Source organism: Candidatus Poribacteria bacterium, assembly GCA_026706025.1.
In the GTDB taxonomy this organism is placed as follows: Bacteria; Poribacteria; WGA-4E; order WGA-4E; family WGA-3G; genus WGA-3G.
In genome coordinates, this window is the sequence record JAPOZO010000084.1 from 1 (window position 1) to 12,118 (window position 12,118).

Here is a 12,118-nt window from a genome sequence, read left to right on the forward strand (position 1 = left end):
TAATCAAACGTTTTCAAGGCATCGGACACATCTTCGCCGCGATGGTTGACCGCAGATTTCGGGTGTAACTTCTCTTTCACCCCGTAAACCTTGAATTCTGCAAACGGTGGCGGTGTGTACTGCTCGTTTACGAAAATGTCGGTACCTACTGGGTGATCGACGGCTATTAGTTTTACTTCGTCAAAATAGGCGGTTTCCCATAACTCTTCTGTAATCTGGATGGAATATCTACCAGACTTCGGTTGTATCTGCGTCCTCGGAATTTTTACGAAATCTTTTGTTTCATCGGGCGCGACGAATCCCATTGAGGTAACGAGTCCTAACGGCGCGCGCCAGAGCAGGTCGGTGACGAATTGATACTTTTCGCCGTCGTAGACGTATAAGAACGGGCAGGAACCTTTCAGTATCTGCTTCTCCAGAATCCGTTGCCTTGCTTGCGGTTCAATGACGTTCTGCGGCACCCCGTTTGTCCAGACAACACGCACAACGTCTGCAGCGTCAAATGCACCCAACCCGAAATGGGAGACCTGTTCGGACACATACTGCAGCTGATACAGATCCCCGACTTTCACCTCCAGTTTCGAGCCGATACCGTCTCTATTAACTTTGTTGTTCCCCGTAGTAATACCTTCCAACCGGACCTGTATCCAGTTATTTTTATTCCCACCGTTGTTTTGTAAGGCGCGGAGTTTTCCTTGGCCATCGATAAAAAAGATGTCGAGGTCGCCGTCATTGTCATAATCTCCTACTGCTCCGGCGGCTGCGTTCTGGAGGATTGCCCCATCTCTTGATGTAATATTTTTTATTAAAGGGTAGGGTTCCATAAACTGTCCAGTCCCATCGTTTCGGAATAGGAACATTCCATCTTTGCCGCTCACCCAGAGGTCAACAAATCCGTCGTTATCGTAATCTATGTTTTCCAATAGCGTGGGGGACAGATCACGCACACCCGCCTCTAAGCGCGGGTCATCCTTGAAACTTCCATCGCCTCTATTGCGGTAGAGGTGGATCCGATCTGCTGTCGATAAGAAAATATCAACGTCTCCGTCGTTATCATAATCACCGATAGCAGCTGCAGTATAATGTATATTCTGTGGAATCCCGGTATCATCGGAAACTGCGCGGAGCTTCCCTTGGCGGAGGTTATCGTAGAGGGTGCAACCTGTTTTGCGGTGTGTAACAAAAATGTCTATATCGCCGTCGTCATCAAAATCAGCGGAGAATGCCTCGGCAGGAGCGGATTGTGGCGTGGCTGTTTTTACAAAGGTCTGTTCGCTAACATCGGTAAACCTTTCATCCTCTTTACTTTCATCATCACTATTATTCCGATACATCGTGGGACCGGCTGTAAAGAGGTCTAAATCGCCGTCATGGTCATAATCGACAGGATGGAGGACTCCTATATCTGTTACTGGCTGTTCATATAAGACGACGGGAACTGCGCTTTCATTCTCTTCTGTAGTTTCCCAGAAATATACTATTCCCTCGGCAGTTTCCAATAGAAAATCTTGGATCCCATCTTTATTCATATCCGCAACAGCCACGTGAAGAAAGTATAGTTCCTCTGCAGGTTCTTGCCCTTTGTCAAGGAGTGTGACTGGATCAAACTGTCTCCCTGTATTCCGATACAACACGAACTGAACTTTTCGCTCTGTATTCTGGTACAACCCCACAAAATCAGAACCGCTTATATACAGATCAAGCTTTCCATCGTTATCAGAATTCACAAAAGATACAGCAGTGGGTGTTCTTAAGGGGAACAGTGCCTTTACATTGCTAAGTCCAAGTTGATCGGTGACATCCACAAATTCTACATCAATCGGTAGGCTCTGTTTAGCGATGATTCGCGCGCGAAACCCTGGGCTGAACGTCTCTATCGGATGCCCAAGGATGTCGGTCACCAATTCGCCGATCCCTTGCTGATAGCGCGGACTTGCTCGGTGCAAGTTCTCAAAAATTCGGATATTACGCGTTGCGAGTTTTAGGTCCTTTTGTTCTATCGCTTCTATCCCTTGTGTGAGGTATGCGAGTTTTTCTGCATCGGTATCACCTAAAAGGAGCATCAATTCCTGACAGAGGTCTCCAGCGGCTTCGAGTTGCTCTTGTGCTAATAATCCGAGTGTCAACTTCATCAACACAACGATATTCACAGGTGATCGATAATGAAGTGCTTGTAGATGTCGAACGGCTTCCTGTTGTGCTTCTGGGTCGTTTCGTTGTCCAATATAGTGGCGGACGAGTTTGTAGCGAAACTCCAATTCATCGGGTGCTAACCGTACGGCTTCCTTCATTGCCTCCACTGCTAAATCGCTTTTCTGCTGCAGCTGATAGACCTCGGATAAGATGAAGTGTAACTGGCTATCCATCGGTGAAACAGCAATGCCGCGCTTTACCGATGCTTCGGCGGCATCTGCCTGTTGTAAGCGTAGATGTGCAACAGCGAGGTTACCATAGCCGATTGCTTCGTCAGGCAGCAGTTCGATAAGTGCGGTAAACGCTTCGACTGCCTTTGAAGGCTGCGATTCTTCGAGATATGCCAACCCTAAATTCTGATGTCGGATGGCTGTTTCAATGATCTGTGCACTGTTCATCTCTTGCGCGTCTGTTGTTGAGACGGTAAAGCCACATACCAACAACAGCGCACATATCAAGCATTTTCCTATAGTAGGAGACGTGAATCTTAGTATCATGCGCTTCCCTCTTTCTGAATATCTTCTGCGGCTTCCTTAATTGCCTGTCGTATGGTGTTCCGTCTGAGCGTAAGTGAATCCTCAAGTTGTTTGAGGTGAAGCAGCCACGACTCCTTAGAGTCGCCTTCCTCTGTCCCAAACCCGTCTGTCATAGCGAGTCGAATATATTTCAGGCGTTCTGTCTGTAGTACCTTCATCTGAGTGTCGTAGTCTTCAACGCCGGATTCTAAGAGCGTAATCAGTTCACGTATTTTTTCCAATGTGTGTCTCCTTTTAGGTCGCGCTTTGGTAATATGATATATCAAGGTGAGATGTAAAATAGTTTACCTGATTTCATGTTTGGAATCAAATGAAAATCGATCCCTTTCTCTTGCACTCTTTTAGCACACATTGTATAATATTGTAAAATCCATAATCCCTTGGACATTTGAGCGGCGAGGTTGCAGGCTTTGCGAGCAGCGGTGTGCGCTTTATTCACTGAAGACTTGGCCACTTATGCTCAGAAACCGCAAAGGACAACACCGATGGAAACTGCCTCAAACGCGCGTCGTATGCCTTATGCGCCTCCAGAAACAACGGAAGACCTATACCCTGAATCGGACGGTAAACCAAGGGCTGATACTGATCTCCATCTTTACTGGATAAAGCGTGTGCAGGATATGCTCGAAACCTATTTTTCGCGGGCCCCGGGGGTCTATATCTCTGGGAATATTATGATGTATGACATAGAGGGCCCCACACGAACCGCTGTCTCTCCCGATATTCTGGTCTGTTTCGGGATCGGACAGAAGTTCCGCCGCACCTATAAAGTATGGGAAGAAGGGAAACCACCAGACTTCGTCATGGAATTTTCCAGCAACAGGACCTATCGGAACGATTTAAATGAGAAGATGGCACACTATGCGCGTATAAAGATTCCAGAGTATTTTCTCTACGATCCGGATAGAAGGTATCTCCCCTCGCCGTTGTTAGGGTTTCGGCGCGTTGAAGGTACGTATGTTGAGATTGCTGCAGACGTTGATGGTGGGATTCGTTCGGAGATATTGGATTTGAATTTCCATTTAATGGAAGAGGGCCTCGCACTTTACGATCCTCGATCAGAACGGTGGCTGCAAACCCGCGCAGAACAAGAAGCTGAACGCGCAGAACAAGAAGCTGAACGCGCAGAACACGCTGAAGAGCGTGCAGAACAAGAAGCGGCAGCCCGACAGAAAGCTGAAGCAGAAGTCGCGCGACTTCAAGAGGAACTTACACGCTTGAAAGAACGGATGTAATACCATTTCTAAAAATTTATATTGCATTAACCCTACGCCAGCGAATATGCGTCGTAATTATCATCTCTTTATTCTCCTTTTTCCAGTTGTTTTTTGGCTTGTCTGTTTCTTTCTGTTGCCGTTGGTGTCGGTGTTTATCTATACTTTTCTGGAACGCGGGACTTATGGCGGTGTCCGATGGAATTTCACGCTCGAAAACTATGGACGGCTGTTTGATGGGCTGTATCTCGGTATCCTCTGGCAGTCAGTGTCTACGGCGTTGGTTTGCACGGCAGTCTGCCTGCTACTCGGTTACCCCTTCGCTTACTACCTTGCACGCTATAGACCGAAACATCGGAATATCTTATTACTGCTCGTCGTTGTCCCGTTCTGGACGAATTTCCTCATCCGAACTTATGCGTGGATACTGATTTTACGCACAGAAGGTCTACTGAACAACTTTTTGGGGGCTGTGTTCCCTAATTGGGGTCCGTTAGAGTTATTGAATACGCCGCTCGCCGTTCAGATTGGGCTTGTCTATGGCTACCTACCGTTTATGATACTCCCCCTATATGCGGCACTGGAACAATTAGATATGTCACTGCTGGAAGCAGCACAGGATTTAGGGGCATCGCCGCGGCGTGCGTTTTGGCACGTAACTGTACCGCTGAGTCTGCCGGGTATCCTTGCTGGGTCGATGCTGGTCTTTATTCCGACGGTGGGCGCGTTTCTAACGCCGGATCTGCTCGGTGGCGGGAAGGTGAGTTATATCGGGAACGTGATTGAACGGCAATTCAAAACGGCGCGGGATTGGCCCTTCGGGTCTGCACTCTCGTTTATGTTAATGGGTATTGTTTTGGTTGGAACTGTGCTGTATTTTCGTGCTTTGCAAGGGAGTGAATCTGCAAAATAAGTATCAGTTGTCTGTTACATAGTCGAGTCAATTTACTAAGATACAAGGTAACTCCCTTGGTCCAGCACTGACAACTGATAACTCTAAAAAAATGAAGCGGATACTTGAAGTCAACATTGGATTGGTTTATCTCTTTCTCTACGTCCCAATTTTAGCGGTAGTTGTGTTCTCGTTTAACAGTGGAGAACAGATCTCTGTTTGGGAAGGGTTTACGTTCGGTTGGTACGCGAAACTGTTTGAGGACGCGGCGTTGTGGCGTGCATGCCGAAATAGCCTTTTAGTAGCGGGTGTCGCGACGGTCATTGCAACCTGCATCGGGACGACGACCGCGCTTGCTATTGAACGCTACCGCTTTCGGTTCCGATCCGCACTCACGCAATGCCTCTATCTCCCGATTATCATCCCAGACATCGTATTGGCGATTGCGTTATTAATCTTCTATGTCCAAGTTTCTATCCCGGTCGGCTTAATCTCTGTAATTATTGCACACTGTGTTTTCAATATCGCGTATGTCACAATTGTGGTCCGGGCACGTTTACAAGGTTACGATAACACCTTAGAGGAGGCAGCCCGTGACCTTGGTGCCAACGAGTGGCAAACGTTTTGGCGGATAACGTTTCCGCTTATCGCGCCCGGTATTATCGGCGGTGCGTTGCTTGCGTTCACGCTCTCTATAGACGATTTTGTCATTACTTTCTTTACCGCAGGCGTTGGCTATACAACGTTGTCCGTCCATATCTATTCATTGCTGAAGTTTGGGATCACACCGAAGATTAACGCTATCTCAACGATGTTATTGGCGAACTCGATCGTGTTTATCCTGCTGTTTCTGTGGTTTCAAGGGGGTGCCGCCACTTCACGAAGTCAGGTCGAAAATTAAATAGTTCTACCGTTTTTTATTGACAATATGAGTAATCTGTGATTCAATTGTTAAAGTGCTAATTAAAAAACTCACACGAAAAGGTGAAGGTCATGACAATAGAAACAGTTTACGAATTAATGAGGCAAGGGTTTGAACAAGTTAACACAAAACTTGACCGCATTGATACTCGACTTGACGACATCGACTCCCGGCTTCGTGATGTTGAAACCGATGTTGCCGAAATTAAAGGCAGACGACTCGCTTTCAAAGAATGGATACCCATCGGCTGCGCAGTTATTGCTGTTATCGTCTCCATTATCGCTTTGGTGACATAAACATCCGATATTTCTCACAGCCGCTCAGATATCAATGTCTACCGGCGATCTCTCTACGCGGTGGTGCAAATACTACCTAAAAAACGTTTTATCTGAGAGCCCCGTCTTATTTTTACCCCAAAGAGGTTTAGATTGCTGATTAGAAGCAGAAATCCGACAGAAAGCACGTCGAAAACCTTCACAGCACATACGCATTTTCGCTTGCCTAAGCATGGGGATTTGACGGAAGATTGTTAAGTTCAGAACAATTATAATAAATCTCAGGCATGGATGACTACCGAACACATGTAGAAATTAATCTTAGTGCAATCCGACGAAACGCTGAGGCAATCAAAGCATATACTGGAAAACGCCTAATCGCTGTCGTGAAAGCGGATGCCTACGGACATGGCGTCGTACCTGTTACAGAGGCGTTGCGTCCAGTCGTTGATATGTTTGCCGTTGCGACAATTGCGGAAGGTGTAGCGTTACGTCAAGCGGGTATCCGTGAACCGATTCTTGTCCTTTTCAGCTCTCTCTCGGAACAAGTGGGACAAATCGTTGCGCACGAATTGACACCGACAATCAGCGATTGGGAATTCGCGGATAGATTAAACGATGTCGCCTCAAAAATTGTCCGTGTCCATGTCAATATCAATACAGGCATGAACAGAAGTGGCGTTTATTGGACGGAAGCGGTGCAATTCTCGGATCGGCTGCAGACACTGCCTCGACTTGATGTTGAGGGGTTCTTTACACATCTTGCTACCGCTGACGAGATGGATAAGCGTTTTGTTTTTATGCAGCTTGACCGGTTTTCGTCTGTGCTTAAAGAAATTAGCAACGGTGGCGAGTTGATCCATGCAGCGAACAGCGCAGCTGCGCTTGCAATACCAGAAGCACATTTCGACGCTGTCCGTCCGGGCTTAAGTCTCTATGGCGTTTACCCCGCATCCGAAAGACCTATTAAGTTAGAACCTGCTCTCACATGGAAGACTCGGATCGGCTGGATCGGTTCCATCTCAGAAGGCGAAGGGGTAAGTTATGGGTTAACATATAAAGCACCATGTCAGACCCGTGTGGCGATGGTACAAGTAGGTTACGGTGACGGTTACCCGCGTGCACTTTCTGGTGTCGGTGAGGTGTTAATAGGTGGCGCGCGCCGCCCGATTATCGGAAGCGTTTGCATGGACGTGAGCGTGGTGCGTTTAGAACCTACAGATAACGTGTCTGTCGGTGATGGGGTTGTGCTGATCGGCAAGCAAAGGAACGCGGAAATTACGGTTGATGAAGTTGCACATCGCGCCGGAACGATCTCTTATGAAATCCTGACGCAGATTGGGGCACGTGTACCGAAAAAGTATATCTAATGCTTTGTCACGTCAAAGTTGAAGGGTATAAAAGTCGCGAGCATGGGGAAAAACCGAAGCAAAAACACTCGCTCCTACAAGAGGATAAACCCGACCTTAAAGACGAACAAACCTAATCAATATCCGCTGGTCTTGACAACGGAAAGACCACAGCAAGGTCCATAATCAAAAATGCTCATTGAAATTAAAAATGTCTCGCTCTTTTTTGGTACGACGGCTGCGTTAGATAACCTCTCGCTGGAGGTGCAAGGCGGTGCTGTCGGTCTGCTCGGACCGAACGGTGCCGGGAAAAGCACCTTACTGAAGACCCTGCTCGGCTTTGTCCAACCGAATCAAGGCACAGCAGCCGTGTTTGGGTTGGACGTGCAGAAAGATCCGTTAGGCATCCGCAGACAGGTCGGGTACATGCCAGAAGACGAGTGTTTGATACTCGGTATGAACGCTGTCCAACTCGTCGCTTACGCGGGAGAGTTGTGTGGGATGCCGAGGCGCGATGCGATGCAACGTGCACACGAGGTGCTCTATTACGTCGGTTTAGATGAAGAGCGTTACCGAACCATAGATGGCTACTCGGCGGGCATGAAACAGCGGGTGAAATTAGCACAGGCACTGATACACGATCCAAAGTTGCTCCTCCTTGATGAACCGACCAACGGAATGGATACCAGTGGTAGGGAGGAGATGCTTGAACTTGTTAAGGACATCTCATCTGATAAAGGTATCAATGTGATTTTATCTTCGCATCTGCTGCCCGATGTAGAATTTGCGTGCCATGAGATCATCGCACTTTCGCACGGGAGCGTTGTTATCCAAGGACAGATAGAGTCCCTGAAAAAAGACAAGGGACAAGCCTTTGATCTGCGAATTGTAGGTGACAGCGAGACTTATATCACCGCTTTGGAACGTCAGAATTATCAGGTTGAGGTACGTCCTGGCAATCACTTACGGGTTACGTCCGAAAGCCAGGCAGAGACAGGCACAAAATTCTTTTTCAAACTCGCTTACGATACCGGTGTACAGCTCCGGCAGTTACGTGAAGTGAGTCACTCGTTGGAGGATGTTTTCGCTGAGGTAATGAGTGTGGATGCCCAATAACGTCAGATGCCGATACCTTTACAATTCCGACAGACATCTGTTCACATTTAACGGACGATTCTAAACGCAAGGAGGAACCCACATGGCAGATAACAATGGTGTTATAGAAGTTGGTGTTGCAGAAGTGGATATTACACCCGATTATCCGATACGGCTCAGTGGCTACGGGAGCCGCCGCACGGAATCCGACGGTATCATCCAACGGATATGGGCAAAGGCACTCGCGATTGGCAGTGATTCGGATGACCCTGTTGTCCTCGTGACAGTTGAAAATTGTGGTTTACCAGACGAATTGACAGAAGAAGTATCGCGTCGAGTGAAAGAAAAGACAGGCATTTCGCGTGCACATTTTGCGGCGTGTTTTACGCATACACATAGTGCGCCGTGTCTCACAAACGCTGCACCGTTCCTGTTTAGCACAGATATACCACCCGACCAACAGGAAACGATAGACCGATACACCCGTCAATTTAAGGATTGGATGGAAGCCGTTGCACTGGAAGCACTCGCAAATCGAGAACCCGCAAAATTGACGTGGAGCATCGGTGAACTCGGTTTCGCGAAGAATCGGAGGACAGAAGGCGGTCCCGTAGATCATTCATTACCGTGCCTACAAGTTAGGGATTTAGATGGGCATTTGCGCGCTATCTGGGCAAGTTACGCCTGCCATTGCACAACGTTGGCAGGTACAGACAACCATATCTGTGGCGATTGGGCCGGGTTTGCACAAGAGAATATCCAAGAGACGCTTCCCGGTGTAACGGCTTTGATTATGATCGGATGTGGCGCAGATGCGAATCCTGAATCCCGGATGATGCCAATGCCGGACGGACAAGAAGAGGTTTTTAATACCCGCCTCGCATACGCGAAAGCACACGGTGAAGCACTATCGCAGGAGGTACAGCGTCTGTTGGTAAACGATACGAAACCGCTGCCGAGTGTCCCAACGGGTGCGTTTGAACGGGTTAGCCTACCGTTTGATACACTACCGACACTTGAGGAGTGGGAGGCACGCGTTGCCGAAGGTGGTTCCAGAGCCTATCATGCCCAAAAACATCTTGAACGCCTGCAGCGGGGAGCGTTGATACAAACTGAACTCTCTTATCCCGTACAGGCGTGGACATTTGGTGATGAATTAGCAGTTGTTTTCCTGGCGAGTGAAGTGGTCGTCGATTATTCGCTGCGTCTGAAAAGCGAGTTAGATGTGGAACGGTTGTGGGTAGGTGCGTATGCGAACGCGTTTCCGTGTTATATTCCGTCGGAACGAGTGTTAGCGGAAGGTGGCTATGAAGGTGGTGGCGCAATGCTCTATTTCGGGCCACCGACCCCTTTTGCGCCGGGTGTCGAGCAGCTGGTGATTGATACAGTACATCGATTGGTGCCAGACGAATTTCTATCAGAATCGCAGTAAGAGATATTTTTTATAGCAGTGTCAATTTTGGCACTGCTATCTCTATAACCGTGCGCGTCCCCGTTCCTACAATCCACCCCATGCTTCCTACTATAAGAGCAAGTACAATAAAGATGAGGGCATGCATGAGGTTACGCGGTTCAGTAACTTCTTCGCTGAGTTGGCTGCTGACACGATCGTTTTCCAGATATAGGATCGAGGGAAAAAGAATTACGAATGCTACTAAAGATGCTATCAGTTTGTATGTTATTATTCCGCCGATCCAAGCGAAGAATACGGGAAGCATAGCCAGTCCAGCTAACCCAATGCCTCCGATGTAACAGAAGATACAGAAGTGTCCATCGCTGAGTTGGTTGGTTAAACGTTTATTTTCCACATACAGTGCGGGGATGGTAATACCCAGCACCGCTGATAGGATTATCGTCAACCCGAATTGCCACTCCACCAAAGCTCTCCCAAAGCGAAACGCCAGATAATACGCGAAGAACCCAATAATCGTAAGCAAGGCGCGCTCTAAAGTCGGCAGGTTCCACCGTTTTTTCGGTTCCTTTACGACGCTATCAGCAGCGTTGAAGGTCTGCTGTAAGTCAGAATTTATGTGATTCTGAGTTTGATTCGTAGAATTACCGAACATTTCGATCTCCGCGAATTAAGCTTAAGATGTAATTTAGGACTGAACCATAAGGGTCAATTTTAGAAGAATAACCGCCTCAGTCCCTGGACCGGTAGGTACGGTTTCCCAACCGAACCGGATACTACGCAGAAACCTTGAAGGCTTCAAAATCCTCCTCAGTCCCGTAGGGACGGTATGTTTATAGCAGCGTTTTCGAGCAAGGATCCAAGCCCTGTAAGGGCGGCATGTCTATATCTACCAAAACGTTGTCAAAATCGCTAAATTGACACTTATAGTGTAATTGAAAACTGAACCTTCTGGTGTAGTTCTATAAAAGTAAAATGTCTATGGCAGCACAGTGAACCTACCTTTTAGCGTTTTAAGAGCGAACTGTTTATAGTAGCAAGATTGGTAAAATTCCTTTCAGTGCAGCGTTTCTTACTTCGCTAGTTGATTTCATTAAGCGCCTGCTCAACGGTAACTACAAATTCCACATCGCCCGCCTGTTCAGCCAGTTTCAATGCCATTAGTAAATCTTGCCTCTCTTTCGAAACACTACCTAGTATACCCTTCTCAGTTGCCCGATAATAGTAGGTTCTGGCCTCATTAGGGTTAAGACGGATCGCCATGTTATAATCGGAGATAGCATCAAAGGGATAGTTCAGAGCTGCCTTCGCAAGTCCACGCGATGAATATGCTTCTGCATTATCAGGTTTAAGGCGGATCGCTATGTCATAATCTGAGATAGCTGCAACGTATTGCCCTATTTCTAACTTTATATGTCCTCGATGGTAATATGTTTTTGCATCATCAGGGACAAGGTAGATCACCATGTCATAATCGGAGATGGCTGCAACGTATTGCTCTAACATGTAATTCGCAACGCCCCGATAGTAGTAAGCTGCAGCTTCATTGGGGTTAAGGTGGATCGCTATGTCATAATCAGCAATGGCAGCCAAGTTTTCTCCAAGGTTGCCCTTCGCATTTCCCCGAAAGATATAGGTATCTGCACCATTGGGGTTAAGGCGAATTGCAGCGTCAAAGTCGGAGATAGCTGTACCATATTGCCTTAGAGCTGCCTTCGCTCTACCTCGATATTTGTAGGCTATGCAGGCTTTTGCATCTTCAGGATTAAGGAGAAGTACCTTATCAAAGTCAGATATCGCAAATTCATAATCCCCTGAGTCGTACTTCATCATGCCCTGGATGTTATAAGTATCAGCATCATCGGAGAGATGCTCACTTTCTTTTTCTGGTGTGTTTTGGATGTAGTTCCATGCATCTTGAATCAACTGAAATATTACCGTGGCATTCGCAGCAAGGTTTTTATCTGGATGATAAATTTTTGCGAGATCACGATACGCTTTTCGAGCATCATTGTGTGAGGCATTTGAATTTAATCCCAGAATTTCATAGGCTCGTTCATGTGTCATGACGGAATATCCTTATTTGAGCTCCTTTCTACATGCGTGACAGAATGTTCACGATGTCCTCGGGCAAAGTAGACCCGATTTTCTGTTCAAAGTTTTCCACGCTTTTATATTTCTTATGAAAACTACTGTCAATATTGAACTGTACTGCCATCGGTAATTGGGGC

The 12,118-nt window shown here is 47.2% G+C and carries 11 protein-coding genes; 7 read left to right on the forward strand and 4 right to left on the reverse strand.

Going from position 1 to position 12,118, the window contains the following annotated elements:
* Both OXH00_20750 and OXH00_20755 read right to left on the reverse strand, forming a co-directional pair.
* On the reverse strand, window positions 1–2,690 hold a 2,690-nt coding region (locus OXH00_20750; protein ID MCY3743450.1), incomplete at its 3' end, for an FG-GAP-like repeat-containing protein.
* Window positions 2,687–2,950: a hypothetical protein gene (locus OXH00_20755; GenBank protein MCY3743451.1), complete on the reverse strand. Its 264-nt coding sequence runs from the start codon at window positions 2,948–2,950 to the stop codon at window positions 2,687–2,689. The genes OXH00_20750 and OXH00_20755, both read right to left, overlap by 4 nt.
* Window positions 2,951–3,214: 264 nt before the next feature.
* On the opposite strand from OXH00_20755, the gene OXH00_20760 reads away from it, so the two are divergent.
* The 7 genes from OXH00_20760 to OXH00_20790 all read left to right on the forward strand — a co-directional run bounded on the left by OXH00_20760 (window position 3,215) and on the right by OXH00_20790 (window position 9,908).
* Complete coding sequence (locus OXH00_20760) at window positions 3,215–3,964, forward strand: Uma2 family endonuclease (GenBank protein ID MCY3743452.1); 750 nt, start codon at window positions 3,215–3,217, stop codon at window positions 3,962–3,964.
* Between the two features lie 46 nt (window positions 3,965–4,010).
* Window positions 4,011–4,856, forward strand: coding sequence for an ABC transporter permease (locus OXH00_20765; protein ID MCY3743453.1), 846 nt, complete (start codon window positions 4,011–4,013; stop codon window positions 4,854–4,856).
* Window positions 4,857–4,947: 91 nt separating this feature from the next.
* Window positions 4,948–5,736 (forward strand): ABC transporter permease, encoded by a 789-nt coding sequence (locus OXH00_20770; GenBank protein ID MCY3743454.1) that lies wholly within the window; start codon window positions 4,948–4,950, stop codon window positions 5,734–5,736.
* A gap of 92 nt (window positions 5,737–5,828) precedes the next feature.
* Window positions 5,829–6,053 carry a hypothetical protein gene (locus tag OXH00_20775; protein MCY3743455.1) on the forward strand — a complete coding sequence of 75 codons (225 nt, stop codon included), beginning with the start codon at window positions 5,829–5,831 and terminating at the stop codon, window positions 6,051–6,053.
* 266 nt (window positions 6,054–6,319) lie between these two features.
* Window positions 6,320–7,402 (forward strand): alanine racemase, encoded by a 1,083-nt coding sequence (alr, locus tag OXH00_20780; GenBank protein MCY3743456.1) that lies wholly within the window; start codon window positions 6,320–6,322, stop codon window positions 7,400–7,402.
* 171 nt (window positions 7,403–7,573) lie between these two features.
* Window positions 7,574–8,497: an ABC transporter ATP-binding protein gene (locus OXH00_20785; GenBank protein MCY3743457.1), complete on the forward strand. Its 924-nt coding sequence runs from the start codon at window positions 7,574–7,576 to the stop codon at window positions 8,495–8,497.
* Between the two features lie 82 nt (window positions 8,498–8,579).
* A complete protein-coding gene (locus OXH00_20790; protein MCY3743458.1) occupies window positions 8,580–9,908 on the forward strand; it encodes a neutral/alkaline non-lysosomal ceramidase N-terminal domain-containing protein in 1,329 nt (442 codons plus the stop codon).
* 10 nt (window positions 9,909–9,918) lie between these two features.
* Here OXH00_20790 and OXH00_20795 read toward each other — a convergent pair whose 3' ends face one another.
* Together OXH00_20795 and OXH00_20800 are read right to left on the reverse strand one after the other, a co-directional pair.
* Window positions 9,919–10,542 (reverse strand): hypothetical protein, encoded by a 624-nt coding sequence (locus tag OXH00_20795; protein MCY3743459.1) that lies wholly within the window; start codon window positions 10,540–10,542, stop codon window positions 9,919–9,921.
* Between the two features lie 425 nt (window positions 10,543–10,967).
* Complete coding sequence (locus OXH00_20800; GenBank protein MCY3743460.1) at window positions 10,968–11,954, reverse strand: tetratricopeptide repeat protein; 987 nt, start codon at window positions 11,952–11,954, stop codon at window positions 10,968–10,970.
* Window positions 11,955–12,118: the final 164 nt, after the last annotated feature.